Annotated in this window: 24 protein-coding genes and 3 pseudogenes; 14 read left to right on the forward strand and 13 right to left on the reverse strand. The window is 64.9% G+C overall.

What is annotated here, in order from left to right; translation table 11 throughout:
- The first annotated feature begins 5 nt into the window (after nt 1–5).
- The 7 genes from A7W11_RS12960 to A7W11_RS12990 all read left to right on the forward strand — a co-directional run bounded on the left by A7W11_RS12960 (nt 6) and on the right by A7W11_RS12990 (nt 6,295).
- Entirely contained in the window at nt 6–773 is a 768-nt protein-coding gene (locus A7W11_RS12960) for a DsbA family protein (RefSeq protein WP_003090202.1), read from the forward strand.
- 175 nt (nt 774–948) lie between these two features.
- The gene (locus A7W11_RS12965; RefSeq protein ID WP_003090203.1) at nt 949–1,443 is read left to right on the forward strand and encodes a JAB domain-containing protein; all 495 of its coding nucleotides are present in this window, start codon (nt 949–951) and stop codon (nt 1,441–1,443) included.
- A gap of 164 nt (nt 1,444–1,607) precedes the next feature.
- On the forward strand, nt 1,608–2,054 hold the full coding sequence (locus tag A7W11_RS12970) for a TIGR03757 family integrating conjugative element protein (RefSeq protein WP_003109772.1): 447 nt from the start codon (nt 1,608–1,610) through the stop codon (nt 2,052–2,054).
- A gap of 83 nt (nt 2,055–2,137) precedes the next feature.
- The gene (locus A7W11_RS12975; protein ID WP_425265766.1) at nt 2,138–3,001 is read left to right on the forward strand and encodes a TIGR03756 family integrating conjugative element protein; all 864 of its coding nucleotides are present in this window, start codon (nt 2,138–2,140) and stop codon (nt 2,999–3,001) included.
- 9 nt (nt 3,002–3,010) lie between these two features.
- Nucleotides 3,011–4,405 (forward strand): integrating conjugative element protein, encoded by a 1,395-nt coding sequence (locus A7W11_RS12980; protein WP_003109770.1) that lies wholly within the window; start codon nt 3,011–3,013, stop codon nt 4,403–4,405.
- Entirely contained in the window at nt 4,402–4,761 is a 360-nt protein-coding gene (locus A7W11_RS12985) for a hypothetical protein (RefSeq protein ID WP_003090212.1), read from the forward strand. The genes A7W11_RS12980 and A7W11_RS12985 overlap by 4 nt, the downstream gene beginning before the upstream one ends.
- 13 nt (nt 4,762–4,774) lie before the next feature.
- A complete protein-coding gene (locus tag A7W11_RS12990; protein WP_003090214.1) occupies nt 4,775–6,295 on the forward strand; it encodes a conjugal transfer protein TraG N-terminal domain-containing protein in 1,521 nt (506 codons plus the stop codon).
- An 11-nt stretch (nt 6,296–6,306) separates the two neighbouring features.
- Here A7W11_RS12990 and A7W11_RS12995 read toward each other — a convergent pair whose 3' ends face one another.
- The 3 genes from A7W11_RS12995 to A7W11_RS13005 form a co-directional block, all read right to left on the reverse strand.
- A complete protein-coding gene (locus tag A7W11_RS12995) occupies nt 6,307–6,672 on the reverse strand; it encodes a DUF3742 family protein (RefSeq protein WP_003090216.1) in 366 nt (121 codons plus the stop codon).
- 84 nt (nt 6,673–6,756) lie between these two features.
- On the reverse strand, nt 6,757–7,389 hold the full coding sequence (locus A7W11_RS13000) for an RES family NAD+ phosphorylase (protein ID WP_003090219.1): 633 nt from the start codon (nt 7,387–7,389) through the stop codon (nt 6,757–6,759).
- Nucleotides 7,390–7,401: 12 nt separating this feature from the next.
- Nucleotides 7,402–8,028 carry a hypothetical protein gene (locus tag A7W11_RS13005; RefSeq protein WP_003109769.1) on the reverse strand — a complete coding sequence of 209 codons (627 nt, stop codon included), beginning with the start codon at nt 8,026–8,028 and terminating at the stop codon, nt 7,402–7,404.
- 315 nt (nt 8,029–8,343) lie between these two features.
- Here A7W11_RS13005 and mobH point away from each other — a divergent pair, with 315 nt between their 5' ends.
- The 4 genes and pseudogenes from mobH to A7W11_RS13025 form a co-directional block, all read left to right on the forward strand.
- Nucleotides 8,344–10,191 (forward strand): MobH family relaxase, encoded by a 1,848-nt coding sequence (mobH, locus tag A7W11_RS13010; protein WP_003109768.1) that lies wholly within the window; start codon nt 8,344–8,346, stop codon nt 10,189–10,191.
- Between the two features lie 293 nt (nt 10,192–10,484).
- Nucleotides 10,485–11,681 (forward strand): annotated as a pseudogene (locus tag A7W11_RS13015) (efflux RND transporter periplasmic adaptor subunit).
- 92 nt (nt 11,682–11,773) lie between these two features.
- Nucleotides 11,774–12,255: pseudogene (locus A7W11_RS13020) on the forward strand (efflux RND transporter permease subunit); the annotation flags it as partial.
- A gap of 243 nt (nt 12,256–12,498) precedes the next feature.
- Nucleotides 12,499–13,965 (forward strand): annotated as a pseudogene (locus A7W11_RS13025) (chromosome partitioning protein ParB); the annotation flags it as partial.
- Nucleotides 13,966–14,172: 207 nt separating this feature from the next.
- Here the strand turns inward: A7W11_RS13025 and A7W11_RS13030 are convergent.
- The 10 genes from A7W11_RS13030 to A7W11_RS13075 all read right to left on the reverse strand — a co-directional run bounded on the left by A7W11_RS13030 (nt 14,173) and on the right by A7W11_RS13075 (nt 22,240).
- Nucleotides 14,173–14,691 (reverse strand): GNAT family N-acetyltransferase, encoded by a 519-nt coding sequence (locus A7W11_RS13030; RefSeq protein ID WP_023980163.1) that lies wholly within the window; start codon nt 14,689–14,691, stop codon nt 14,173–14,175.
- 17 nt (nt 14,692–14,708) lie between these two features.
- Nucleotides 14,709–15,938: a chromate efflux transporter gene (gene chrA / locus A7W11_RS13035; RefSeq protein ID WP_003107233.1), complete on the reverse strand. Its 1,230-nt coding sequence runs from the start codon at nt 15,936–15,938 to the stop codon at nt 14,709–14,711.
- Nucleotides 15,935–16,264, reverse strand: a complete 330-nt coding sequence (locus A7W11_RS13040) for a PadR family transcriptional regulator (protein WP_015014846.1) — start codon at nt 16,262–16,264, stop codon at nt 15,935–15,937. The genes chrA and A7W11_RS13040 overlap by 4 nt, the downstream gene beginning before the upstream one ends.
- A gap of 71 nt (nt 16,265–16,335) precedes the next feature.
- Nucleotides 16,336–16,758: an arsenate reductase (glutaredoxin) gene (gene arsC / locus A7W11_RS13045; protein WP_003107236.1), complete on the reverse strand. Its 423-nt coding sequence runs from the start codon at nt 16,756–16,758 to the stop codon at nt 16,336–16,338.
- A gap of 14 nt (nt 16,759–16,772) precedes the next feature.
- Nucleotides 16,773–17,858 carry an ACR3 family arsenite efflux transporter gene (gene arsB / locus A7W11_RS13050; protein WP_003109696.1) on the reverse strand — a complete coding sequence of 362 codons (1,086 nt, stop codon included), beginning with the start codon at nt 17,856–17,858 and terminating at the stop codon, nt 16,773–16,775.
- Between the two features lie 10 nt (nt 17,859–17,868).
- A complete protein-coding gene (locus A7W11_RS13055; RefSeq protein WP_003107241.1) occupies nt 17,869–18,366 on the reverse strand; it encodes an arsenate reductase ArsC in 498 nt (165 codons plus the stop codon).
- Nucleotides 18,367–18,378: 12 nt separating this feature from the next.
- Entirely contained in the window at nt 18,379–18,849 is a 471-nt protein-coding gene (locus tag A7W11_RS13060) for an ArsI/CadI family heavy metal resistance metalloenzyme (RefSeq protein ID WP_003107243.1), read from the reverse strand.
- Nucleotides 18,850–18,862: 13 nt separating this feature from the next.
- Nucleotides 18,863–19,210, reverse strand: a complete 348-nt coding sequence (locus A7W11_RS13065; protein ID WP_003107245.1) for an ArsR/SmtB family transcription factor — start codon at nt 19,208–19,210, stop codon at nt 18,863–18,865.
- A 929-nt stretch (nt 19,211–20,139) separates the two neighbouring features.
- Nucleotides 20,140–21,564 (reverse strand): Cu(+)/Ag(+) sensor histidine kinase, encoded by a 1,425-nt coding sequence (locus tag A7W11_RS13070; RefSeq protein ID WP_003121551.1) that lies wholly within the window; start codon nt 21,562–21,564, stop codon nt 20,140–20,142.
- Nucleotides 21,548–22,240: a heavy metal response regulator transcription factor gene (locus A7W11_RS13075; RefSeq protein WP_003097513.1), complete on the reverse strand. Its 693-nt coding sequence runs from the start codon at nt 22,238–22,240 to the stop codon at nt 21,548–21,550. Before A7W11_RS13075 ends, A7W11_RS13070 begins: the two co-directional genes overlap by 17 nt.
- Before the next feature lie 254 nt (nt 22,241–22,494).
- Here A7W11_RS13075 and A7W11_RS13080 point away from each other — a divergent pair, with 254 nt between their 5' ends.
- From A7W11_RS13080 to A7W11_RS13090, 3 genes are read left to right on the forward strand one after another with little or no spacing between them, the layout of a single operon-like run.
- A complete protein-coding gene (locus A7W11_RS13080; RefSeq protein ID WP_003097515.1) occupies nt 22,495–24,396 on the forward strand; it encodes a copper resistance system multicopper oxidase in 1,902 nt (633 codons plus the stop codon).
- 25 nt (nt 24,397–24,421) lie between these two features.
- Nucleotides 24,422–25,402: a copper resistance protein B gene (locus A7W11_RS13085; RefSeq protein ID WP_005408883.1), complete on the forward strand. Its 981-nt coding sequence runs from the start codon at nt 24,422–24,424 to the stop codon at nt 25,400–25,402.
- 37 nt (nt 25,403–25,439) lie between these two features.
- Complete coding sequence (locus A7W11_RS13090; protein ID WP_066412685.1) at nt 25,440–25,925, forward strand: DUF411 domain-containing protein; 486 nt, start codon at nt 25,440–25,442, stop codon at nt 25,923–25,925.
- The last annotated feature ends 7 nt before the right edge of the window (nt 25,926–25,932 follow it).

Here is a 25,932-nt window from a genome sequence, read left to right on the forward strand (position 1 = left end):
ACGCCATGGAACAGAAACGCCCATCCATTCCGATGCAGGTACAGGCGTTCCGCCGTCGGCGCTGGAGGCTCAGCTGGCCCTGGGTGTTGGCCGCCGTGCTGGTAGCGCTGCTGCTGATCTGGCTCGTGTCCCGCTATTCTGGCAAGTCCACTCCCCAGACTTCAACGCCGGTCAGCGTGACGCAGGTGGCCGGGCCTCCGTGGCAGATGGGAAATCCGGAAGGGCGTTTCACGCTGACGCTCTACGCGGACCTCGAATGCCCGTTCTGCCGATCCTATTTCCCAGTGCTCAAGCGTTGGGTGGCCGGCAACGCGGACGTGGCCTTGCAATGGCACCACCTCCCGTTGGCCGCGCATGAGCCGGCCGCGTCTGCCGAAGCGAGCCTGGCGGAGTGCGCCGGCGAATCTGGCGGCCATGCCGCCTTCTGGCAGGCTGTCGAGTGGGTCTATGCCCACACGCGCAGCGACGGCCAGGGCTTGCCCGAGGACCTGCGGTACCCCGACCTTACGCCAGCCATCGAGCAGTGTCTGGCGAGCGAACGGCCCGAGGCGCCGATCCGCACCCAGACGGCGGAAGCCACGAGCAGCGGCGTGACCGCCACGCCGTCGCTGCGGCTGCACGATCGCGAAACCGGCAAGGCGATCCTACTGCAGGGTCCGATCGAGGGCGATGCCTTGCTGTCGGCCATGGACATGCTCGCGGCCGGCGATCCCGCCGCCACACCTACTACATCGGAAATGCCTGCCGACGTCGTCGGCGACATGCCCAGGTAGCCCCGGTCTTCAAGGCTACGGCGCAGTCCACTGCGCTGACCGAAACCCGTTCGCCTCGCATCCTGGCCGCGAACGATCACCGCTGCCGCGGTGATGGATGCACCTTGTTCGTTCCCCAGGAGGGCTTGCCCTCCCAGGGCGCGCGCCCTCCGATCTCACCGTCTGGAGGTTCGCCATGTCTTTCGTCGTCAATGACTCCTGCCTGGAGTCGCTTTCCGCCATCGCTGCCCAACACGAGGACTGGATCATCCAGCAAGCCATTGCACTGCTGGAGAAGCGGGTTTTCAAAGCGGGTGCGAAACTCCTCGACCCCACGGCCGTGCGCGACTACCTGCGCGTGAAGCTGGTCGCCGAGCCCAATGAGATATTCGCCGCGGTGTTCCTGGACAGCATGCACCAGGTGCTGGCCTACGAGCCGTTGTTCAGGGGCACGATCAACTCGACTTCGGTCTATCCGCGTGTCGTCGTGCAGCGTGTGCTGGAGTTGAAGGCCGCCGCGGTGGTCTTCGCGCACCAGCACCCCTCGGGCATTTCCGAGCCGTCGAGCGCGGATCGCATGCTGACCCAGCAACTGCAGGCCGCGCTGGCGCTCATCGATGTGCGGGTACTGGACCACATCATCGTCGGCCAGGGTGCCCCGTTCTCCTTTGCGGAGTCCGGCCTGCTGTAAGGGTTGCACTGCTTCGTTGATCAGCGCGGAGGCTTCGGCCTCCGCTTTTTTCTTTGCGGCGACGCAAGCAGGTATGCGGGGTGGCCGCGATGCGCATTGTTTGTTGGGGCCGCCTGGGGTTCGGCGTTTGACTATGGCCCTGATCAACTTCCGGGGCACATGACATGCCAGCAGCTTTTACCCGGTTCGCACCAGGCTGGCGAACCCTTGGCCTGGCCGTGGCGCTGCCGACGTCTCTGGCGGTGTTCAGCCCGGCCACCTTCGCCGCCGACGTGGTGGTCGTCACCGACAGCCGCCACCCGGTCAAGACCATGGGCGGCGAGCGACTGATCGAGTTGGGCGAAACGCCCCGGATCGAGGCCGAGCTTTCCGCGAATCTTCCAGCCGACCCTGAGCGGGCAGCAGCCATCGTCCGGCAACGCCTGAAGCAAGGCGGCACCGATCTTCAGCGCCGCATCGGCACCGCCTACCAGGGCGTCACCGACGCATGGAGTTTGGGTGTCACGACCATCCCGGCCGTCGTGGTGGATCAACGCTTTGTGGTCTATGGCGAGCCGGACGTGGCCCGGGCCGTCGCGCGCATCGAGCAACACCGGAGGACGCAGCCGTGACCCATCGCCCATTCGACCTGCTGCGCCGCCTGCGCGTCGCCGTGGCCTCGCTGCTGCTGATCAGCGCCACGGGCAGCTACGCCTTGAACACCGCCACCATCGTGTCCTCCGTCATGTCGCCGGACTGCCTGGAGTACCGGGTGGTGGGCATCTGCTACTGGCTCTACTGCACCTGGACGGGCTGCACGGTGCGCACATCCACCAAGGTCCGGCACTACGTGCCCGATGCGGTCGTCTCCAGCTACAGCAACACCGGAGAGAACCCCTGGGTCGAGGTGCAGGCGATGAGCACGCCCAACCCATCCGCACAGGCAGGTGGGGATGGGACCACGAACGAAGACCACGAAAACAACCTCGCCAAATTCAAGAACAGCGATGTCATCGGCCATCCTGGCGGCGAGGTATTCAACCAGTTCGCATCGTCGTCGGGCTATTTCTGCCAAGGCGCGGGCACGGCCTTCATGCCGTATCTACTCAGCACCCTGGACACGCTGGCTTGGCGCTACAACGTGCCTGAAATGGCCTACCCGGAGGCGTTGATTCCGGGCATGCGCGAGGTCGGTGCGCGCACCACGATGAACCTCTGGGGCAATGTCTATCCGCGCGGCGGCTTCCTGCATCAGACCGATGACTACAAATCCGGGGCCGTCGTGGCCCAGCGCGCCGGTGATGTCGTCACGCGCCGCGGGCAGATCCACGTGTACCAGCCGCTGCTTGCCAACGCCCGCGACGGCTACTGGCCGGCCGGCGCGCTGATGGAGGGTGATGCCTCTACGGGCAAGTGGCAGGAGCTGACGCCGCGCCTGTCCAACACCTGCGTGGTGTTCCCGCACAGCGGCACGCTGACCCAGGCCCAACAAGGCGACTACGCCTGGGCGCTGTGGCGTCCCTATGCGTGCTGCGAACGCCGCGGGCAGGTGTTCCTGGGCAGCGTCGATTTCCTCTGAGGTGCCACGATGAAGCGTCCTGAATCGATGAACCTTTCCGCCAAGGCGTGCCGCCTGCTGCGCCCGAAGGCGCTGGCCGGCCCGCTCGCTCTGGTCTGCGGCCTGGCGTGGGCGCAGGTCGGATACCAGAACAGCGGCCCCGTCCTCGGCGATGACGTCATGTACTCGATCGGCGGTGGCAGTGCGGTGTCCATGGGCCGCGCGGCCGGCATGCGCTCCATCGGGGTCGGCGTGGGGTGGAACAGCAACCTGATCTGCGGCGACATGAGCATCCAGACCACGCTGCGCAATCAGCTCAACGGCATCACGAACGGCTTTCAGCAGATCATGAGCAACGTGATCCAGAGCGCGACCAGCGCGGTTGCATCGCTGCCGGCGCTGATCATTCAGCGCGCCGATCCGGGCCTGTACAACCTGCTGACCAACGGCGTGCTGCAGGCGCGGCTGGACTTCGACCGCTCCAAGCTGACGTGCCGCGCCATGGCGGAGAAGATGGCCGAGACTGCGGGTGGCCAGCTTGGCTGGAGCCAGATGGCCGAAGGCATGGCCTTGCGTGACGCGGTTGGCAGCAACGATGCCGTGTCGGCCGTCGAGCAGGCCGAGACGCGCCGCGGCAACGACGGCCTTCCCTGGGTGGGCGGCAGCAATGCCGGTGGCGCAGGCCAGTCCGCCATCCGCGTGGTCGGCGACGTCACCCGCGCGGGCTACAACCTGGTCAACGGGCGCGGCGTGACGGACACATCCTCCATCGCGTCCACCAGTTGCGCGAGCCTGTCCTGCCAGACCTGGACGTCGCCGCAGCAGGCGACCGAATGGGCCACCCGGGTCCTCGGGGAACAGGTGCAGCGCACGTGCGATTCCTGCACCAAGACCGAGACGGTGCCCGGCGTCGGGCTGACGCCGCTGATCCAGGAGGAGTACGAAGCCAAGCTGGAAGTCTTGCAGGAACTGGTTTCCGGCGTGCGCAACACCACCTTCGAGAACTTGCGCGAGGCCGGCAGCACGTCGCTGCCGATCACGCGCGGCGTCATCGAGGCGCTGCGCGACGAGCCGGACCAGGACCTGCTGGCGCGGCGCCTCGCGTCCGAGGTGGCGCTTTCGTCGGTGCTGGAGAAGGCACTGCTGCTCCAGCGCACGCTGCTCACCGGCAAGAAAGAGCCCAACGTGGCAGCCAACGAGTTGGCAGTCGAGGCCGTGAACCACGAGAGCGACACGCTCGACCGGGAGATCCGCAACCTCAAGACCGAACTTGAACTGCGGCGCGAGCTGGCGAACAACTCGCCGATGGCCATCATCCAGCGCCATGGCACGCGCGCGGCAGGCTCGCGCGGCATCTATGAGGGCGATCCGGTGCCCGACCGCCTCGACCAGTTGCAGAAGGGCAATCCGGGAGGCCGGCCATGAGCGCGGAGCGCATGGCCTGGCGCCCCTTGCGCTGGCTCATCAGCCGGCGTGCGGCGAAAGCACTGCTGTGGGCGGCCGTGATCGTCGCCGCTGCGGTGGGCGCCAACATCGCCGGCATCTATCTCGTTGGCAGCGTGGCCGGCTGGGAGCGGTGGCTCGCGGCCGCATCGGGCTACTTCTTCGTGTGGCGGTTGTTCCTGTACGGGGCGACGGCCTGCGGCTGGGTCTGGATGCGGCGGCGGCTGCTGGCGCGCGAGGACAGCACGCTGGCCCGACGCCGGCTGATTCGCGCTGAGGTCGCCGGCATTGTTGCCATCGTGGCGCTGGAAGCCAGCCTGTTGATGCAGGCCGCTTGAGGGGATCGAGGCCATGACGCTTTTCACGACCGACTACCTGGAGTACTACCTAACCCTCGTGTCCTGGATCGTCAACAACGGCATCTGGGCGGTCCTCGTATCCAGCGGGGTATTCGCGCTGCCTTTCGTCGCCATCATCGTGCAGGAGTGGTTGAAGGCCCGTGCGGAAGGCGCCGACGAGGGCAACAAAGGCGTGCTGAGCGCCGCCCGCATCGAGAACCGGGTCTTCGTCGCCATCGTGGTGGTGATGTTCGCCGGCATTCCGTTCATCGACGTGGACCTGAACACCATCCAGTACGACAGCTCGCGCTCGGCCCAGTGCCAGGTCAGCGTGGCGCAGCCCGGGGATACCGGCTGGTCGCAGTCCTTCAGCACCATCAACAACCAGTCGGCGAAGGTGCCGGTGTGGTGGGCGTTCATGCACGCGCTCTCGCGCGCCGTCACGGGCGCTTCGGTGGCAGCGATCCCGTGCGGCACGGACCTGCGGCAGATGCGCATGGAGATCGACGCTACGCGCATCGATGACCCGGTGCTGGCTCAGGAAGTAGCGGATTTCTCGCGGGATTGCTATGGGCCTGCACGGGCCAAATTGTTCATGCAGCGCCCTCAGCTCGATGAGCAGCAGATGCACGACGTGACCTGGATCGGATCGCGGTTCTTCACCGACACGAACGGCTACTACGACACATACCGTTCCAGCACCCCACGCGAGGACTGGCCCTATGACAGCACCCGCGACGCAGGGCTTGCGCAGGTGGCCAGCGGTGGCGGCTACCCGACCTGCCGCCAGTGGTGGAGCGATGGAAGTAACGGCCTGCGGGCACGCCTGCTGGGTCAGGTGGACCCGAGCCTGTTGAGTCGCCTGGCGGGCTGGGCCGGGTTCCTGAGCCGGGCCGAGGTGGACGACTCGGTGATCCGAGCCATCGCGTCACCGCGGCAGCAGAAGTTGAACCAGGGCAGCGTCTATACGGACTACGGAGGCCAGATCGACAAGACCTTGCCGAACATCGTGACACGGGCCACGGGAGACGTTGGGATGGCCGTCGGCGCGATTGCCGCGTTTCCCGCCATGGACGTCGTGAGACAGTCTCTACCCATGGTCCTCGCCTTGCTCAAGATGGCGCTGGTCATCTGCATCCCGCTCGTGCTGGTCGTGGGCACCTATGACCTGAAGACGGTCGTCACGGTCAGCGTCGTGCAATTCGCGCTGTTCTTCGTGGATTTCTGGTTCCAGCTCGCTCGCTGGATCGACAGCACTATCCTCGATGCGCTCTATGGCTGGGGCTTTGGCTGGAACCGGCCACACACGAACTTCGACCCGCTGGTGGGGCTGAACAATGCGTTCGGCGACATGCTCTTGATGTTCGTCGCGGGCACGATGTTCCTGGTGCTGCCAGGATTCTGGCTGGCAAGCCTGACCTGGGTTGGAATTCGGGCGGGACATGCCATTCAGGGGTTGTCGGACGGCAGCAAGAGCGCCGGCCAAGCCGGGGGCAAGGGGGCTGGGGCACTCACGGGAGGCAAGCTGAAGTAGCCCGGAGTCCGTCAGTCGTCGGTGTACAACTCGTGCGACGTATCGTTGTACAGATTGGGATCGTAGCCCGGTGTCTTGCGCAGTTCTGTGAGATCGGTGAAAGGCCACTCGTCCTCGTCAGAGGTATTGGCAGCAGCAGCCCACGCCGCCGCCACGACGCCCAACAACACGAGTGCGAACCAAAAAGCAACGTAGAGCAGCAATCCCACCACAGACAGCTTGACCACCCACACGAGCGCGGTGGCAACGGCCGCCGGCACCCCCTTGGACACCAACCAGTTCGACGCCCGACGTTCGCCGCGCGCGTAGGCGCGCCATCCGCGGCCAAAGGTGCGGCCGAGGCGTTCTGCGGTGCTGATGCGGGTCGTGGTGTTCATGGTCGTCTCCTGCTACAGAGGGATGCCTATTCCAGTTTGGTCCATTTCATTCTGTTTGGGGCTTCAATGTGCTCTCTTGCCGCTTCAGGACGCTTCGTCATCCGGTTCCACCGGCCCGGGATCAGGCTCCACGCCGACGCGATACGTGGCAACGAAGCGCGGCCAGTCCACATGGTCCACCAGGTCGATGTCATCGACAACGCCGACTCTTGCTGCCGCACGCTCGAACAGGGCGATGCTCTTGGCGGGATAGTTGTTGCGCGACGGATAGAGCACCCCGTCGAACAGCGGCTGGCCATCATCGCCGAGCATCGCATGCACCTGGGCGGACACCTGCTGCGTGTGCGTGTAGTCGCGGCTGGCCAACTGTTCCAGGTTCAGGCCGAAGTAACCCGCCATGACACCCTCGGCCGTGAGATCGGCCAAGCGCACGTCGTCCAGGACCCCCACGGCCCGCACGAGCCGGCTCTCGACTTCCTTCAGCGCAATCGAGCGCTTCTCGTCCGCCAGCCACTGGTGCTTGTGAAACACCGACTCCATCAGCGCCGTGGACAGGTCGCGGCCCAGGTAGAGCACGCCGTAGGTCCGCGCCGGGTCGTCGTAGCGATTGGTGCCGCTGCGGCCATAGTACAGCGGGCTGCCCCGATAGACGACGCGGCTCACATGCTGGAGCAGTTCACCCGCATCGATCAAGAACAAGGGCAGTTCGCGGCTCATGGCGGTCTTGCCTCAATGCACCTGGACGCCCAGCACGTTGAACACCGCTTCGGCCACGTCATCGATTGTGCCATGCGTCACCGCATCCACCGGCGAGCGTCCGCCCAAGCCTTCGAGCGGTTCGGATAGTGCGCGGTAGATCGTCCAGTGGTCGATGCCCTCGACCTCTTGAAGCACGGTTTGGGTCAACTGCTGCTTCACCGGGTCGAGCTGCCAGTCGGGCAGCTTCTGGCCGCGCGGCCCCACATTCAGCGCCAGCAGCCGGCGCGCGAGGATGTCCTTGTAGATCTGCTGGCGCGACTTGTCCGCCAGCTTGGCGTACTCGGGGATCGGCAGGTTGTGCGGCTGGTTGAAGGATTCCAGCAACACGGCGCGGCCTCGCTGGACGTCGGTTTCAGTCGGGGTCCAGCGCGTTTCGGTGCGCAGCGCGGCCGCCTTGCGCGCCAGGGCCTGCTCCACCGTTTCGCCTTCGAGGTTGGCTGGCAGTTTTACCGCCTCCACGCGCTCGTGAATGAACGCCTGCAACTCGGCCGCGAAAGCCGGCGCATCCCGGATTTCAACGGTATCCGCGAAACGGCGCACGTCCTCCACGGTGACGCGCGGCAGACGATCGGCAATGAATTCAATGGCGGTGGGCATGGTCATCTCCCAAGCAGGTTTGAGACAGGATTCACTCTAGTCGCCCTTGTCGCATTTGTCAACTTGGTCGCCTGAGCGAGAGCCTACCTGCCGGGGGTAGCGTCCCCGCAGCATAGGCAGGGGCCAGCGCCAGGTCTCCGTCCAATCCATTCGTGCGGGTTCCACATTGACGCTGGAGACGCAACCCAGGCCCGGCTATACCGAAACGGTTAAAGGCCAAAGGGCCGAAACGGCAAGGGAATGGGGTGCAAGGGGAAAGGCCCTACCTCGAAAAGGCGAAAAGGCCTCCCGGCCGGCCCCCCAGAGGACACCCGCATGCTCTCCCTGTTCCAGCGAAAACGGCCCCCGGTCGCTGCCCCGTCGCCAGCGCCCGCCACCGACCTCCCGAAAGGGTTGCTGCGGCCCGAATCGGCCGCATCGCTGCTGGCAACACCGCGCCGGCAGAAGCTGCTGGAACACATCTGGCAGCGCACGTCGCTGTCGCGGCGGCAGTTCGCCACCCTATACCGCACGCCGCTGGAGCACTACGCCGAGTTGGTCCAACAATTCCCCGCATCGGAAAGCCATCACCACGCTTACCCCGGCGGCATGCTGGATCACGGGTTGGAGATCGTCGCCTATGCGCTCAAGCTGCGGCAGTCCCATCTGCTGCCCATTGGCGGCAGTCCCGAAGACCAGGCGGCGCAGTCTGAAGCCTGGACTGCCGCAGTCGCTTATGCCGCGCTGCTGCACGACATCGGCAAGATCGCCGTCGATCTGCACGTCGAACTGTCCGACGGCTCGCTGTGGCACCCCTGGCACGGCCCGCTGCACCAGCCATACCGCTTCCGCTACCGCGACGATCGGGAATATCGGCTCCACAGCGCCGCGACAGGTTTACTCTACCGTCAACTGCTCGACCGTGATGCCCTGGACTGGCTCAGTGGCTATCCCGACCTGTGGGGACCGCTGCTCTACGTCCTGGCCGGCCAGTACGAGCGCGCCGGCGTGCTGGGCGAACTTGTCGTGCAGGCCGACCGGGCTTCGGTGGCCCAGGAACTGGGCGGCGATCCGGCCCGCGCCATGGCTGCACACAAGCATGCGCTGCAGCGCAAGTTGCTCGACGGGCTGCGCTACCTGCTCAAGGAACAGTTGAAGCTGAACCAGCCGGAAGCCTCCGATGGCTGGATCACCGAGGATGCCTTGTGGCTGGTAAGCAAGACGGTCTCGGACAAGCTGCGTGCGCACCTGCTGTCACTAGGCGTCGACGGCATCCCCGCGAGCAACACCGCCGTCTTCAACGTGCTGCAGGATCACGGCATGTTGCAACCGACGCCGGACGGCAAGGCGGTCTGGCGCGCGACCGTGACCAGCACGACTGGCTGGTCCCACTCATTCACCCTGCTGCGTCTCGCTCCCGCGCTGATTTGGGAGTCTGGAGAGCGGCCAGCGCCCTTCGCAGGGGCAGTGGCAATCGACGGGACACCGGCACCCAACAATGCCGATGCCTTGGTGCCCTCGCCGGCAATGACGGCAAAGCCAGCCACCGACGATCAAGAGTCCCTTCCATGGGAGGGCGTCGACGCCGCGACTCCGGTTCACTTGCCTGCCGCACAAGCCGCACCCGATGTCATGGAGGACCTGCTGGCGATGGTAGGAATCGGCGATTTGCTTGTTCCCCAACAGGATGCGGAAGCCGTCTCGGGCGACGCACCCGCCGCTGGCCCTCAAACGCCACCGCCAACCTCGATGGTGCCCGTGCCGTCATCAGCGCCGGTGCCCACGTCCTCGTCGGCGCAGCCATCGGGCGAGCACTTCATGGCGTGGCTGAAACAAGGTATCGCTACCCGCCGGCTGGTCATCAACGACGCGAAGGCGCTCGTGCATACGGTGGGCGACACGGCCTACCTGGTCAGCCCCGGGGTATTCCAACGCTACGCACAAGAACACCCCCAGGTCGGGACTCTCGCCAAGCAGGAGAACCAGCAGGATTGGCAATGGGTACAAAAGCGCTTCGAGCGCCTGCAACTGCATCGCAAAAAGCCCAGGGGCCTGAACATCTGGACGTGCGATGTCACAGGCCCCAGGAAGTCCCGCCGCCTGTATGGCTATCTATTGCACGATGTTCGGCTCCTGTTCGCAGAGCCACCACCGAACAATCCTTACTTGTCACTTCTCGCGTAACCGGCGGCTCAAGAGCCGTCCAAAAATGCGACGCGGCGGACCAATCCGCAACGGCGCGAATCAGAACGTCGATATCGCTTGACCTCAAGTTTTGAGGCTTTGTAATGCCGCCGAGGTCGGTTTGCGCGCGCGTTCTGCGACGAGACGAGAAGCCGACAACCAACGGGATTCGATCTCTGCCGCATCTGTCGCTCATGGTCTTGCGCTGCCAAGAAAGCAGCGTCAGGGGACAGCGTGCAGCGCGATCGCGCTCGCTTCATTCGCTTTACGACCTGACCACGGAACCTGTTCAGATGACGACTTCCAGCTCCGACCCTCGCGGCGTGCGCCTGCTTTGGATACTGATCTCCCTCAGCGCGATGGCGCTCGCAGGTTGTAAAGAGAACGCCGGAGCTGGCGCCGGAGGCCATCCACCGCCGCCGCAAGTCAGCGTCGCGCAGGTCGAGATCAAGCCCATCACGTAATGGGACGAATACAACGGACGCATCGAAGCCATCGAGAGCGTCGAGCTGCGCCCACGGGTGTCTGGCTACGTCGAGCGGGTCGCCTATCGCGAAGGAGACGAGGTCAAGAAGGGCGATGTGCTCTTCATGATCGATGCCCGAAGCTACCGCGCGGAACTGGCCCGGGCCCAGGCGCAATTGACCCGGGCGCGCAGCGAAGCCGGCCGCAGCAGAAGCGAGGCGCAACGTGCCAAGGTGCTGGTCGAGCAGCAGGCTGTCTCCACCGAGGCCTGGGAGCAGCGCCGCGCCGCTGACGAGTCCGCGCAGGCTGAGGTGCAGGCCGCGCAGGCTGCGGTGGAGACGGCGCAGTTGAACCTGGAGAGGACCCAAGTGCGCTCGCCCATCAACGGGCGCGCCAGCCGTGCCCGCTTTACCGCAGGCAACCTGGTGGCCGCCAGCGATGCAGCCAGTGTGCTAACCACCATCGTGTTCCAGGACAGGGTCTATACCTACTTTGAGGCCGATGAGAAGGCGTTCCTGCGCTACTCGCGCATGGCGCGCAAGGGAGAGCGCCCCAGCGAGCGAGGCGGCCAGCTGCCGGTCCAGATCGCCCTGGCGGACAAGGCGGACTTCTCTCACACCGGCACGGTGGACTTCCTCGACAACCAGGTGGACCGGGGCAGCGGCACGATCGCCGTGCGCGCGGTGCTGGACAACAAGGATCGCGTTTTCACGCCGGGCCTCTATACCCGCGTGCGACTGGTCGGCAGCGGCGAATTCTCGGCCGTGTTGATCGACGACAAGGCGGTGCTGACCGACCACGACCGTAACTACGTCTACATCGTAGACAAGGATGGACTGGCGCAGCGACGTGATGTGAAACTGGGTGGCAGTTCCCATTGGCTGCGCATCGTGCGAGGGGGGCTGGCGGCGGGCGACCGCGTGATCGTCAACGGCGCGCAGAAGGTGTTCTTGCCGGGCATGCCTGTGCAGGCCACGGCGGTGCCCATGGTGGCTGCTGCGGCGCCCGCGTCCGCCACCAAATGAAGCACCACGCCGGAGCGCGCCACCGATCGGACGTATCACACAACGAGCGGCGCGGCGCGCTTCCCCCTGGACTCCTTTCAAGGTATTAGCCCATGGACCTCTCCAAGTTCTTCATGGACAGGCCGATCTTCGCGGCTGTGCTGTCGATCGTCATCTTCGTCTCGGGCCTGCTCGCGATCCCGGCGCTGCCGATCAGCGAATATCCCAAGGTCGTGGTGCGCGCCGTGTATCCGGGCGCCAACCCCAAGGTGATTGCCGAGACCGTGGCGACACCCCTGGAGGAGCAGATCAACGGCGTCGAAGGCATGATGTACATCAAGTCTGTCGCCGGCTCCGACGGCGTGCTGGTGACCACGGTCACCTTCCGTTCTGGCATCAACGCCGATGACGCGACGGTGCGGGTACAAAACCGCGTCGCCCAGGCTCAGGCCCGGCTGCCCGCGATGTGGTGCGCCAGGGCATCACCGTCCAAAAGCAGTCCCCCGCCTTCCTGATGGTGGTGCACCTGACATCGCCCGATAAGCAGTACGACACGCTGTACCTTCGCAACTACGCCCGGCTGCACGTCAAGGACAGTTGCACATCGAGCCGCGCAAGACCGACAACGAGTAGTCCTGTCCCAAGCAGTCGGGCGTCCCGGCGCGCCGCCGTCGCGCTGTCGTGCTGCGCATTGAGCCTCGCTGCGCGAGTCTCGCCCCTGTCGGGCTTCCATCGCTGGCGCCTCCGGCCCGGCTCGCTGATCCGTGCCTGCGCGCTCCGCTTGCCGAAAACCGGCGTGCGTGGGTGGCGTGAGGGGGCGGTCTTGCTGTGTCCCTTCGCCGACGACCACGCCGCGCAGGAAGTCACGTTCTATGGTGCGCCGGAATGGCAGCGCAGCCCGTCCAAGCTGCGCGAGCGCCTGACCGAGCGCGAAATCGACGCCGCGCACGCGCTGGTGCGCTTCGTCGGGCTGGACGCCTACCGGCAGGCAGGCGGCGGCATCCGCCGCGACCTGTTCGCGGAAGGCGATGCCGGAACCTACCTCACCGATACCGCAGTGCTGGAAACGCTCGTGCGCGACAAGCTGGCAACGCTGGCCGAGGACGTGCGCGCCGAGGGCTGGGCATGGGTGGAGGCCGTGCCGCATCTGGCCTACGAGGAACGGCAGGCGTTCCAGAACGCCCCGCGCCACCGCCGCGAGCCGACCACCCGCGAGGCCCGCCGCATCGCCTCGCTGGAAACCCGCCTCGAAAAGATCGACGCCGAACTGGAAGAAGCCTGCGACGCCGAGGACGAGGCCAAGGCCGAGAAGCTGGAACAGCGGCGCGATCAGGTGGTCGGAGAACTGCAAGACGCGGAGAATGCCTTGCAAGGCTACGCCCCCGAAGTGCGCGAGGTGGCCGGTGCCATCGTCACCATCGACCGCAACGGCGAGGCTGTTATTCATCGCGGCCTGCTGCGCGAAGCCGAGGCCAAGGCGCTGCGCACGCTGGAAAAGCTGCGGCGCGGCTTCGGCAGCACCGAAGGCGAAGCCGCCAACGAGGAGCACGAGGACGCCGACGACCCGCCCAAGGCCGCGAGCCTGTCCGACCAGCTGGCGCAGCGGTTGAGCGCCCACCGCACGGCGGCGCTGCAAATCGAAGTGGCCCGGCATCCGCACGTCGCGCTGGCCGCGCTGGTGCATGGCATGGTGCAGAAGGTTTTGCAGGACAGCTACCACGGCCACGACCTGCCGCTGGGCGTGAGCCTGAAAGTGCAAGACCGGCTGGAAGGCATGGCCCCGGACTGGCCGGAGTCGCCCGCCGCTGTGGCGCTGCGCGAACTGCAACAGGTAGCCGGGGAAGCCTTGCCGGAGGACAGCGCCGAACTGTTCGCCGCGCTGCTGGCGAAGTCGCAAGACGAACTGGTGCGGCTGCTGGCCGTGTGCGTGGCTTCCACGGTGGACGTGGTGACGCCCCGTGCCACGCCGCACCAGCCCGGCGCAGAACTGGCGCAGGCCGTGGGCCTCGACATGGCCGCATGGTGGAAGCCGACCGCAGAAGGCTACTTCAAGCACGTTTCCAAGGCCGTGATTCTGGATGCCGTGGGCGCGTTTGCACCGGAATTCGTCACCCGGCTGGCGAAGCTCAAGAAGGCCGACATTGCCAGCGAGGCCGAGCGGCTGGCCGATGGCACCGGCTGGATGCCCGCCATCTTCAAGGCCGAAGGCCCGCAGGAGGCCGCGCAGGAAGAAGGCCCGGAGCAGGACGCCCCGGAGGATACCGAGGCAATGGCGGATGAACCCGCCGAGGCACTGGCCGCTTGACCCGCGCCGAAGGCAAGCGCCCCGGCCTCGACCGGGGCGCTTCGCTTTGTGTGGTGGCGCATCGAGACGAAGGAATAACCGCGATCAGCACCGCGCCCAGGCCGTTCCGCCCTGGGCGCGGTGGACGCGAAATCCGGGTGCGACAGTGGCCGCGCCCGGTGTTCAAGGCCAATAGCCGAATTAAAACGCCGCCGCCTTCGCGCTGGCTCAGGCGGCGGCGTTGAAGGCATCGCTGTAGTGCGCGATGCCTTCCGGCACTGTCCCATGCAGGGCCAGCGCCATGAAATAGCCGGGCGGCACGCCCGGCAGTTGCAAGCCCGCATGGGCCTGGAAGCCAAAGCGCGTGTAGTACGTTGGATCTCCCAGCAGCACGCAGCCTGCGGCCTGCATAGCCCGCAGTTCAGACAGCGCCTGTTCCATCAGGCGCGAACCGATGCCTCGCCCCTGCCTTGGCGGCAGGACGGAGATCGGCCCCAACCCATACCAGCCCTCGGTCTTTCGCCTGTGCTCATGGGTGATCGTTACTGGCGACAGCGCGACGTGACCGACGACGCGCCCATGTTCTTCGGCCACGATGGAAAGCGTCAGTTCGTTGGCGGCACGCAAGGCGCGCACGATGAATTGCTCGGTGTGGCTGGTGTGTGGTGCATCAGCGAAGGCGGCGGTCGTGACCGCTTCGATGGCGGCAATGTCGTCGGCGGTTTCGTGTCGGAGCTGGATGGTCAGGGTGTGCCACATGAGATTCAGACGCCCATCGCCATGACCCAGCCCACCAGCCCGGCTAACAGCACCACGAGCGCCGGCGGCACGCGCCCCACCGTCAGCAGTCCGAACGAGAGCAGCGCCAGCCCAAAATCCGCCTTGCTGTGGATGGCACTCGTCCATACCGGGTCATAGAGGGCGGACACCAGAATACCGACCACGCCGGCGTTGATGCCGGCCATGGCCGTCTGGATGCCCGCGCGGTGGCGCAGCCCTTCCCAGAACGGCAGTGCACCGACCAGCATGAAAAAAGCGGGGAGGAAGATCGTGCCCAGGAGTGCCAGCCCGCCGATCCAGCCATGCAGCGGTCCGTGGGCGACCGCGCCGAGGTAGGCCGAGAAAGTGAACAGCGGCCCCGGCACGGCCTGCGCCGCACCGTAGCCGGCCAGGAAGTCGGCATTGCTCACGACGCCGCTGGGCACCACCGAGGCCTGCAGCAGCGGCAGCACAACGTGTCCACCGCCGAAGACCAGTGCACCGGAGCGGTACACCCCTTCCAGCAGGGCTATCGTGGACGAGTCCGTGGCTGCCGCCCACAGGGGCAGCCCGACGAGCGGTGCGGCAAACAGCAGCAGCGCCACGATGCCCAGCTTGCGCGAGACGGGGTAGCTGTGGGCGTGGCCGCCGCCGGGTTGCGCGATCTTCAATGTCCACCAGCCCAGCAGCCCTGCCACCGCGATGGCGGCAAGCTGTCCCGCGGCCGAGGGCAGGACCATGGTCAGCAGCGCCGCCAGAATGGCCAGCGCGGCGCGCGGCCGGTCCGGGCACAACGACTTGGCCATCCCCCAGACCGCTTGCGCCACGATGGCCACGGCGACGACCTTGAGCCCGTGCACCCAGCCGGACTGGGCCAGCCCCTGGTACTCGGCGATGCCAAAGGCGAACAGGATCAGCGCAATCGCCGATGGCAAGGTGAATCCGGCCCAGGCCGCCAGCAGCCCCAGCCAGCCCGCGCGGCCCAACCCCAGCGCCATACCGACCTGGCTGCTGGCCGGCCCCGGCAGGAACTGGCACAGGGCGACCAGATCGGAGTAGCTGCGGTCATCCAGCCAGCGGCGACGCTCGACGAACTCCGAGCGGAAATAGCCCAGATGCGCGATCGGCCCGCCGAAGGAGGTCAGCCCCAGCTTGAGGAAGGCGCCGAAGACTTCGACGGGTGAGCCGCGCGCGGCAGCGGCCTCATGCTGCAAGGTGTTGGTGGAATCTGTCATTTGTGCATCGCCTCCCCGGTGAACTCCCGGATGCGGTCCTTGGCCAGCGCCAAGCCTTCCTTGCCCTTGGGCGTGATCGTGTAGAGCTTGCGCACGGTGCGCCCTTCACGCTCCTGGCGGGAGACGAGGTAGCCGTCGCGCTCCATCTTGTGCAGCATCGGGTACAGCGTTCCGGGGGAGAGGCGGTAGCCGTGGTGGGCCAGCTCGTCGATCATCCATTGCCCGTAGATCTCCTGCTCGGCTGCGTGGTGCAGCACATGCAGGCGGATCAGCCCCGACAGCAGGTCGTGGTGCTCCATGGCACGTGGAGTAGGTTTCTCTTTCATATCGAATATCGATAACGAAATTCGATAATACCAGCCTCACTTCAGATTGCCTGCCGCTTGTGCGGGAGGTCTCAGACCCTGCGACCCTCCGCATCCACCACGGCTTCGCCGTCTTCCTTGCGGAACGCGCCGCGCTGCGGCTGCGGCAGGATGTCCAGCACGGCCTCTGAGGGCCGGCACAGGCGCGTGCCCAGCGGGGTCACCACGATGGGCCGGTTGATGAGGATGGGGTGCTGGAGCATGAAGCCAATCAACTGCTCGTCACCCCACTTCGGGTCATCGAGGCCCAATTCCGCATAGGGCGTACCCTTCTCACGCAGCACGGCGCGCATTGGCGCGCCCATGTCCGTGATCAGGCGTTGCAGCGTTTCGCGGTCAGGCGGTGTCTTCAGGTATTCGATAACGTTCGGCTCTTCGCCGCTGTTGCGGATCAGAGCCAGCACGTTGCGCGACGTGCCGCAGGTGGGGTTGTGGTAAATGGTGATGTTGCTCATGAGTCGTGTCTTGGTTATCCGCGGGCAGGGTTCGGGCCGCACTCATACCAGCCCTTGCTTTGGTTGACGATCCGAACGACCAGTAGCATGACTGGCACCTCGATCAGCACGCCGACCACGGTGGCCAGCGCGGCGCCGGACTGGAAGCCGAACAGGCTGATGGCGGCGGCTACGGCAAGCTCGAAGAAGTTGCTGGCGCCGATCAGCGCCGAAGGACAAGCGATGCTGTGCTGCTCGCCCGCCTTGCGGTTGAGCCAGTAGGCCAGGCCGGAGTTGAAGAACACCTGGATCAGGATCGGAACGGCCAGCATGGCGATGACCAGTGGCTGGCGGATGATGGCCTCGCCCTGGAAGGCGAACAGCAGCACCAGCGTGAGCAGCAGCGCCGCGATGGACAGCGGCCCGATGCGCTCCAGCGCCCGGTCGAAGGCGGCTTGGCCCTTGCTCAGCAGGGCGCGGCGCCAGAACTGGGCCAGGATGACGGGAATCACGATGTACAGGCCGACCGATACCAGCAGCGTGGCCCACGGCACCGTGATGGACGATAGGCCCAGCAGCAGGCCGACGATGGGCGCGAAGGCGAACACCATGATGGTGTCGTTCAGCGCGACCTGCGACAGCGTGAACACAGGATCGCCCCCGGTCAGCCGGCTCCAGACGAACACCATGGCTGTGCAAGGTGCGGCGGCCAGCAAGATCAGGCCCGCGACATAGCTGTCGAGCTGGTCGGCGGGGAGCCACTGCGCGAAGACCTGGCGGATGAAGATCCACGCCAGCAACGCCATCGAGAATGGTTTGACGGCCCAGTTGATGAACAGCGTCACGCCGATGCCGCGCCAGTGCTGCTTGACCTGGCCGAGAGCGCCGAAGTCCACCTTGAGCAGCATGGGAATGATCATCACCCAGATCAGCAGGCCCACGGGCAGGTTGACCTGAGCCACTTCCGTGCGGCCGATGGCCTGGAACACGCCCGGCGCGAACTGGCCGAGCGCGATACCGGCGACGATGCACAGCAGCACCCACACGCTCAGGTAGCGCTCGAAGACGCTCATGGTGGGGGCGGCCGGCACGCGGCCGGCCGTTTGGGTTCCAACACTCATCGCGCCAACCTCACTTCGTACCAATGCTGCGCAGCTCGTGCTGCAGCGACATGGCATCCAGGCGCTGAATCGGCAGCGACAGGAACAATTCGATGCGTCGGCGCAGCGTCAGCGCCGCATCCGTGAACGCCTTGCGCTTCTGCTCGTCGGTGCCTTCAACGGCTGCAGGATCAGGCACACCCCAATGCGCCGACATCGGGCGCCCCGGCCACACGGGGCAGACCTCGCCGGCGGCGTTGTCGCAGACCGTGAAGATGAAATCCAGCTCCGGCGCACCGGGCGCCGCGAACTCGTCCCAGTTCTTGCTGCGGTAGCCGGCGGTCGGCATGTGCAGCCGCTCCAGCGTGGCGAGCGCCAGTGGGTGGACTTCGCCCTTGGGGTGGCTGCCCGCCGAGTAGGCGCGAAAGCGCCCCTGGCCCAATTCATTGAGGATGCCTTCGGCCAGGATGGAGCGGGCCGAGTTACCCGTGCAGATGAACAGGGCGTTGTAGGTCTTGTCGGTGGTCATGGGTATCTCACATCAGCAGCAGGAGGAAGCCGGCTTCACCGCAACGCCCACCGGCTTGCCGCGCACCGGGGTACAGCACGCTGCGGCGGAAGTCGCTGCAGGCGCCGCTTCGTTAAAGACCGGAATGTTGCCCAGCGTGTGGAAGTGCTCCCAGGCCACGCCCTGCGGATCGGTGATCCAGTGCTTCTCGCTGCGCGCGTAGCAGCAGGTCGTGGTGCCCTCGTCCAGCAGCGTCATGTCGGCCGCCTCGGCGCGGGCCTTCAGCACCGCCAATTCCTCGGCATCGTCGGTCTGGATACCCAGGTGGTCGATGCCCGGCTTGTTGCCACGTGTGGAGATGGCGAAGTTGACCGGCGGGTCTTCGAGCATCCATTTGGCGTAGTCGCCTTCGACGCGCGCGGGCTGCGCGGCGAACAGTTGGGAATAGAAGCCGATGCTGCGGTTCAGGTCATCGACGTGCAGGTGGACGTGAAAGCGCTTCATGGGGGTGATCCTTTCAGCAGGAAGTACAGGCAGAGGAGGATTCGGTGACCTCGCACGCGCCGCCCTGGCAGCAGTGCTCGGTCAGATAGCCGAGCAGCCCATTCATCTGGGTGAAGTCGGCGCGGTAGATCAGGTTGCGGCCCTGCTGCTCGATGGTGACCAGGCCGGCATGGGCCAGTTCTTTCAGGTGGAAGGACAGGGAGTTGCGGGCCACGTCGAGCTGGTCGGCGAGGACGCTGGGTGTCAGCCCTTCGGGGCCGGCGACCACCAGGGCGCGGAACACGCGCAGCCGCTGGGTATGGGCCAGGGCGCCGAGGGCGGAAATGGCTTGGGTCTCGTTCATGATTCGATAATACAACATTTATTGAATCATTGGCAAAACGCTTCAATTGAATGGAGCCTGCGCGCTTGCGAGGCTTGACTTTCAAGACAGTTGCTCACGCCTTCGCGCCTGCGGCGCTGCGCGCTTCGCTTGCCTCCAGGGGAAAGCCCTGCGGGCTATCCCCGCCGCGCGATGCTTGGCGCCCCTCGATGCCGCCGAACCGGCTGCGCCGGATCGGCCCGGCCAGCGCCCCGCCGCGATGGACGGGACGCTGGCGAACACGCTGGCGCTTGCTGCGGCAGGTTGTGCAGGTGCGTGCCGTCCTCAACGCGGTTCAGGGACAACCCGCCCGGCATCGCTATGGAGCTTCCACGCCACGCCTCAAGACCGGCGCTGCAAGGCATGGCGGGGCGTTCTCGCCTGTCGTTGTGGGGTTGACCTGGCCCGCGTCAGCGGGCGAGTCGGAGAAGCCTTCGGGCGGGGTGCAGTGGTCAAGTTTTAGTGGACACCTGCATAGGTAGTTTTGGCGGTTGGCTGCGTTCATATGCAGCCGGCGCCTGATAGCAGTACCTTGATCTTGATCAATAAGACTCTCTGTACCCAGCTACGGGTACATATACCCGCGCAACGAACCAGCAGACCAACTTCCAACTCACCTCAGGGGCTCAGCGCACACAGCCAGGTCTGCGCGCGATCGAGGCGCCGAGCAGGCAGACGTTCGGCACTGACCGCTGAGGCTATCGACGATCGGTGACCGGATCACGACCGAGCAAAGGCCCCCGCGCGCGGTGTGGACGTAGCGATGGGATACACAAGCGCATGATGTCGGCGCCTGCCGCTAGGACTGGGCACGTGGCAGTCACGGAGAAAAAATGTCCCGCTCGCGTAGCAACGTGGCCGGCCGGGTAGATCCCAGAATCAGGCAAAGAGATACGCCAGTTGGCTGGACGGACCGCAGCGCCCTCGGACTACTGCCGCAGATGGGGCAATACCAAGTCAAACCTGGTGACAAGCTCACTGGAGGTCACGGCAACGGAGCCACCATGTGCCTCCGCAATCGATTTCACGATGGCAAGGCCAAGACCGGCGCCCGCCGTATTTCGTTGCCGTGCCGGATCAACTCGGTAGAAGCGGTTGAAGAGCTTTGGTAGATCGCGCTCAGGAATTCTCTCACCGGGATTGACCACACTGATCGTTGTCCACTGCTCGTCCTGCGAAAGCAAGACCGTGATGCTCTTGCCGCGAGGCGTGTGTCGAATTGCATTCGAGAGAAGATTGTTCAGCGCCCGGGTGAGCATTTCCCGATCCGCCGCTATGCTGCCGATCGCCCCTTTAACACCAAGCGTAATGCCGCTATCTTCTGCCAGCGCCTCGAAATAGTCGAACAGACTCCGCACCAATTCGGACAGATCAATGGTAGACAGACGCAAGTTGCGGGGATCATTTTCCGTTTGGGCAAGAAACAGCATGTCACCAATCATGCGTCCCATCCGATCAAACTCTTCCAAATTTGAATAGAGGATTTCTCTGTATTCCTCGTTGCTGCGCGGCTGGCCAAGCGCCACGTGAGTCTGCGTGACCAGGTTGGTGACGGGCGTGCGCAACTCGTGCGCGATGTCTGCGGAAAAGTGTGATAGCCGGGTGAAGCCTTCCTCGATTCTCGCCAACATATCGTTGAAGGCGAATACCAGTTCCGCCAGTTCGATCGGCACATCCCGAGGATCCAGCCTCACATCCAGCTTTGAAGAGCGAATCGCCCGAATCTCTTCATTGACCTTGCGAATCGGCAGGTGGCCCCACTGCACCGCCAGCCAAGCCACACCGAGCGCCAGGCACATGACCAAGCCGGTTGCCCACCAGAGCATGCGCTTGAACTCCGCCAGGAAGTCGAGATGAAAGCCGATGTCCATGGCAGCGACGATGCGGTAGCCGGGCGCCGCTGAATCGTCAGCAGGCAGTTGCAGCACCACACCTCGATATGACCTCTGATCCTCCTGCCACACGATCAAATCGTCAGCGGTGATGCGGTTGACCAACTTTTTGCTACTGGCAAGTTTAGACAGGTCAGGACCGGGCGTGGCATAGATGCTATTGCCAGCCCCATCGTAGACGCCGTACGTCATCCCATGATGTCCTGCGACTGCGTTGGCCAAGTGTTGCTTCAGTTCGTCGCTTGCGATGTCACTTGCAAGCTGGTGCAAGGGCTGAGCCAAAGCGGTTGTCACTGCCTCCAGTTCGTGGGCATCCTGTTGAGCAAAGTGGTGCTCCAACGACCGGAGAATGACCCAATTGAACACAAGAAACACCAAGGTCGTGGCGATACCAACGAGGGCCGTGACCCTCAATGCAAGCGACGCTGGACGGCTTTGCCGCGGCTTATGGCGCAGGGGCATCATCGGGCGCATCGAGCGTGTATCCCATTCCACGCACGGTGTGGATGAGCTTCGGATTGAACGCATCGTCTATCTTCGCGCGTAGACGGCGGATGGCTACATCGATGACGTTGCTGTCGCTGTCGAAATTCATGTCCCATACCTGCGACGCGATCAGAGACCGTGGAAGGACCTCCCCCTGGCGACGGGCCAGGAGCTCAAGCAACGCGAACTCCTTGCTGGTGAGATTGATGCGTTGGCCAGCGCGCGTTGCGCGCCGGCGCGCCAAGTCCAGCACCAAATCGGCAACCTGGATGCGATCAGGCTGGCTCGGAGCGCTTCCGCGTCGCAGCAGCGTCCGCACCCGCGCCAGCAACTCAGAGAACGCGAATGGCTTGACGAGGTAGTCGTCCGCTCCCAGTTCCAATCCCTTGACACGGTCGTCTACACCGCCACGCGCCGTCAGAAAGAGCACAGGGACCTGTTTACCGGCATCTCGAAGGGCACGCACGATGCGCCAGCCATCGACATCCGGCAGCATGACATCCAAGACCACCAGATCGTATGTCTCGCCCATGGCCAGGTGGTGTCCGTCCAATCCGTTGCGCGCCAGATCCACGACGAATCCCGCCTCCATGAGACCTTGGCGGACGTAATCCGCCGTCTTGTTCTCGTCTTCAACGACCAGCAGTTTCATCGCATGTCCCATGAAATCGCTACGGCGCGGAAAAATAGCCGCTCACGATGTACGCATTCATCCACTTTCAATCAGCAATTTACTGGTTGCCAGCTTCCACGAACATGACACGAACATTACATGAATGTAATTCAGGGGTCATTCGATGGAAAGTGCCCAACCCATAGCATGACCTGCATTGCGTCGAACTGTGCCGCTCAGGATGGGGTGGCGTTTAGAACGACTTCCGAGTCATCTATGGAGGATTTCAGGCCATGCCGCCTCGTTCACCCTTTTTTATCGTGCCCACACAGGGCCTTTCTCGTCGGCGTTTCGTCCAAGGGTTAGCCGCCGGCGGCGTTCTCGCTGGGCTGTCCACGCCGGCGTTCAAGGCATTTGCCCAGCAAGGCTCCGCGACGCGCGGTGCCGCCCCTGTGCTGAAGGGCACCGAGTTCGACTTGGTGATCGCCGAATCGCCCGTGAACTTCACGGGCAAGCCAGGCGTGGCTACGACCATCAACGGCTCGCTGCCGGCACCGACATTGCGTTGGCGCGAGGGTGACACCGTCACAATCCGTGTAACCAACAAGCTGCGTGAAGCCACATCCATTCACTGGCACGGGATCATCCTGCCGTATCAGATGGATGGCGTGCCGGGCATCAGCTTCAATGGCATCGCTCCCGGCGAGACCTTCACGTACCGCTTCAAGGTTCAGCAGAGCGGCTCCTACTGGTACCACTCGCACTCCGGCTTCCAGGAACTCACGGGCATGTACGGGGCGATCATCATCGACCCCGCTGGCGCCGAGACCATCCACGCCGACCGTGACCACGTGCTGCTGTTCTCGGATTGGACCGACGAAGACCCGATGCGGGTGTTCACCAAGCTCAAGTCCCAAAGCGACTATTACAACTACAACCAACCTACCGTCTTCGACTTCTTCCGGGACGCCTCGCGCGAAGGCACGGCCGCTGCGATCGACAAGCGCAAGATGTGGAACGAGATGCGGATGAATCCGACGGATCTCGCAGATCTGTCTGCCGCCACGCTGACCTATCTGGCCAACGGCGTCACCCCCGCCGGCAATTGGACGGCGCTGTTCCGACCGGGTGAGCGCGTGCGGCTGCGCATGGTCAACGGTGCGGGCAACACCTTCTACGACGTACGCATTCCAGGACTGAAACTCACGGTGGTGCACGTCGATGGTGTTGACGTGGAGCCGGTGACCGTCGATGAGTTCCGATTCGGTCCTGGCGAAACCGTCGACGTGATCGTCCAGCCACGGGATGACGCTTACACGATCTTCGCCCAGGCGATGGACCGGACAGGCTACGCGCGTGCCACGCTGGCCGTGCGTGAAGGTCTTCAAGCTCCCGTGCCTGCCCTCGATCCGGTCGAATGGCTGACCATGAACGACATGATGGGCGGCATGATGGGGGGCATGGACCATGGCGGGTCCGGCCAGGCCATGGAGATGACCGGGATGACGGGCATGACGGGCATGACCGGGATGACCGGGATGGGCTCGGGTTCGATGTCCGGGATGGATCATGGGGCGATGGCAGGCATGAATCACGGCGCCATGAACCACGGTGGCATGGCGATGGATCACAGCCAACACGCCGCGGCGGCGGGGGGACTGGCCGTGCCCAGCACTACTGCTCGCCACGCTCGCACCGAGTATGGTGCCAGCACGGACATGCGCGTTGACATGGCGCGCACCAACCTCGATGACCCCGGCATCGGACTGCGCAACAACGGTCGGCGCGTGTTGACCCTCGCGGATCTGCATACCCCGTCGGGGCCGCTGGACAAGAGAGGCCCCGGCCGGGAGGTCGAACTGCACCTCACGGGCAACATGGAACGCTACGCATGGTCCCTGGACGGGCTGGAGTTCGGAAAGTCCACGCCGGTGCACTTCAAACACGGCGAGCGGCTGCGGGTCATTCTGCACAACGACACCATGATGACCCATCCCATGCACCTGCACGGCATGTGGAGCGAGCTGGAAAGCCCCGACGGTCGCTTCCTTGCGCGCCGCCACACCCTGCCGGTGCAGCCGGCACAACGCATCAGCTTCCTGGTGACAGCCGACGCGCTCGGCCGCTGGGCGTGGCACTGCCACCTGATGTTCCACATGGATGCCGGCATGTTCCGCGAAGTCGTGGTGTCTTGAACCCAGCGCACAAGGAAGACCAAGAATGTCCAAAGCACTCCCCACTCGCGCACTGGCCACGACGCTTCTGGCCCTGGTAAGCGTCGCCGCCCAGGCACAAGCACAGAACGACCATGCAGCGCACGGCCAGGCCGACGCTCAAACGGCCGCGCCATCCACTCAGACCGTGGCTCCTGCCGCCGACCCGCACGCGGGTCACGCGACGTCGGCGAGCGGCTCGACCGCGGCCCCGGCCATGGATCACGGCAACATGCAGATGCAGGGCGGGTCGGCGCCTCCTGACGCCCGCGATCCGCATGGCTACTCCAATGGCCTGACATTGGGATCGGGCGACTACGCCGTACCCGGTGTGCCGCGGCTGATGCTGGCCGACGAACACAGGTTCTTTTCGTTGCGCGGCGAAACTCTGGAACGCCGCTTCACGCGCAAAGGAGACGACTCCACGGCCTACGACCTCCAGGCGTGGTATGGGACGACCTACAACAAGGCCGTCGTGAAGGCCGAAGGCGATATCGCCAAAGGAAAGCTCGAAGAATCGCGTACCGAGCTTCTCTGGGGGCACGCCGTCGCACCGTACTGGGACACCCAGCTCGGCGTTCGGGTGGATAACGGGGAAGGCCCGAGCCGTCAATGGTTGGCTTTCGGCATCCAGGGCCTCGCCCCCTACTGGTTCGAGCTGGAGGCGACGGGCTACGTGGGAAGTGGTGGACGTACGGCGCTGCGTGTCGAAGGCAGCTACGAGCTGCTGCTGACCCAGCGACTGATTCTGGAGCCTCGCGCCGAGTTGCAGTTTTATGGCAAGGACGACCCGGAACGCGGTATCGGCAAGGGCCTGGCCGAAGCGTCTGCTGGCTTGCGCCTGCGCTATGAATTCAGTCGCCAGTTCGCCCCCTATATCGGCGTGGAACGGGCGGGCAGCTTCGGACGCACCGCGGACTATGTGCGTGCCGAAGGCGGCCGTGCGCAGCAGACGCGCTGGGTGGCTGGCGTGCGATTCTGGTTCTAGAACCTAGCGGGTTTGATCATCTGATGAGAGGCGATCCATGAACATGCACTACGACAGAAGCCAGGGCAAAGTGCCGAGACGCCAGGCATTGATCGCTGGCTTGTTGGTGATGGCACTCGCAGGACCGAGCCTGGCGCAGAGCCGACCGATTGCCAAGGTCTGGAAGGACCCGAGCTGCGGATGCTGCAAGGACTGGGTCTCACACCTGCAAGGCGCAGGCTTCGATGTGCAGGTTCTCGACACCGGGAACACCGCAGCGCGCACGCGGCTGGGCATCCCGCAGAAGTACGGTTCTTGCCACACGGCGCAGATCGGCGGCTATGCCATCGAGGGTCATGTGCCTGCCTCGGACATTCAACGCTTGCTGCGCGAAGCCCCGCAGGCCATCGGCCTCGCGGCGCCCGGCATGCCGGTCGGTTCGCCCGGCATGGATGGTCCGACCTATGGTGGACGCAAGGACGCCTACGACGTGCTGCTGATTGGGAAAAACGGTAGCAGCACGGTCTATCAGTCGCATCGCTGACCATCCA

Source organism: Bordetella ansorpii, assembly GCF_900078315.1.
Classification (GTDB): domain Bacteria; phylum Pseudomonadota; class Gammaproteobacteria; order Burkholderiales; family Burkholderiaceae_B; genus Bordetella; species Bordetella ansorpii.

Coding starts and splice junctions, on each gene's coding strand:
- A7W11_RS13055 (WP_003107241.1), bottom strand. CDS start 18,366: ATGACCACCGACAAGACCTACAACGCCCTGTTCATCTGCACGGGTAAC.
- A7W11_RS13065 (WP_003107245.1), bottom strand. CDS start 19,210: ATGTTGTATTATCGAATCATGAACGAGACCCAAGCCATTTCCGCCCTC.
- A7W11_RS13085 (WP_005408883.1), top strand. CDS start 24,422: ATGTCCAAAGCACTCCCCACTCGCGCACTGGCCACGACGCTTCTGGCC.
- A7W11_RS13040 (WP_015014846.1), bottom strand. CDS start 16,264: ATGAAAGAGAAACCTACTCCACGTGCCATGGAGCACCACGACCTGCTG.
- A7W11_RS13080 (WP_003097515.1), top strand. CDS start 22,495: ATGCCGCCTCGTTCACCCTTTTTTATCGTGCCCACACAGGGCCTTTCT.
- A7W11_RS12965 (WP_003090203.1), top strand. CDS start 949: ATGTCTTTCGTCGTCAATGACTCCTGCCTGGAGTCGCTTTCCGCCATC.
- chrA (WP_003107233.1), bottom strand. CDS start 15,938: ATGACAGATTCCACCAACACCTTGCAGCATGAGGCCGCTGCCGCGCGC.
- mobH (WP_003109768.1), top strand. CDS start 8,344: ATGCTCTCCCTGTTCCAGCGAAAACGGCCCCCGGTCGCTGCCCCGTCG.
- arsB (WP_003109696.1), bottom strand. CDS start 17,858: ATGAGTGTTGGAACCCAAACGGCCGGCCGCGTGCCGGCCGCCCCCACC.
- A7W11_RS12960 (WP_003090202.1), top strand. CDS start 6: ATGGAACAGAAACGCCCATCCATTCCGATGCAGGTACAGGCGTTCCGC.
- A7W11_RS13005 (WP_003109769.1), bottom strand. CDS start 8,028: ATGCCCACCGCCATTGAATTCATTGCCGATCGTCTGCCGCGCGTCACC.
- arsC (WP_003107236.1), bottom strand. CDS start 16,758: ATGAGCAACATCACCATTTACCACAACCCCACCTGCGGCACGTCGCGC.
- A7W11_RS13070 (WP_003121551.1), bottom strand. CDS start 21,564: ATGCCCCTGCGCCATAAGCCGCGGCAAAGCCGTCCAGCGTCGCTTGCA.
- A7W11_RS13090 (WP_066412685.1), top strand. CDS start 25,440: ATGAACATGCACTACGACAGAAGCCAGGGCAAAGTGCCGAGACGCCAG.
- A7W11_RS12985 (WP_003090212.1), top strand. CDS start 4,402: ATGAGCGCGGAGCGCATGGCCTGGCGCCCCTTGCGCTGGCTCATCAGC.
- A7W11_RS12995 (WP_003090216.1), bottom strand. CDS start 6,672: ATGAACACCACGACCCGCATCAGCACCGCAGAACGCCTCGGCCGCACC.
- A7W11_RS13000 (WP_003090219.1), bottom strand. CDS start 7,389: ATGAGCCGCGAACTGCCCTTGTTCTTGATCGATGCGGGTGAACTGCTC.
- A7W11_RS13075 (WP_003097513.1), bottom strand. CDS start 22,240: ATGAAACTGCTGGTCGTTGAAGACGAGAACAAGACGGCGGATTACGTC.
- A7W11_RS12980 (WP_003109770.1), top strand. CDS start 3,011: ATGAAGCGTCCTGAATCGATGAACCTTTCCGCCAAGGCGTGCCGCCTG.
- A7W11_RS12970 (WP_003109772.1), top strand. CDS start 1,608: ATGCCAGCAGCTTTTACCCGGTTCGCACCAGGCTGGCGAACCCTTGGC.
- A7W11_RS12990 (WP_003090214.1), top strand. CDS start 4,775: ATGACGCTTTTCACGACCGACTACCTGGAGTACTACCTAACCCTCGTG.
- A7W11_RS13060 (WP_003107243.1), bottom strand. CDS start 18,849: ATGAAGCGCTTTCACGTCCACCTGCACGTCGATGACCTGAACCGCAGC.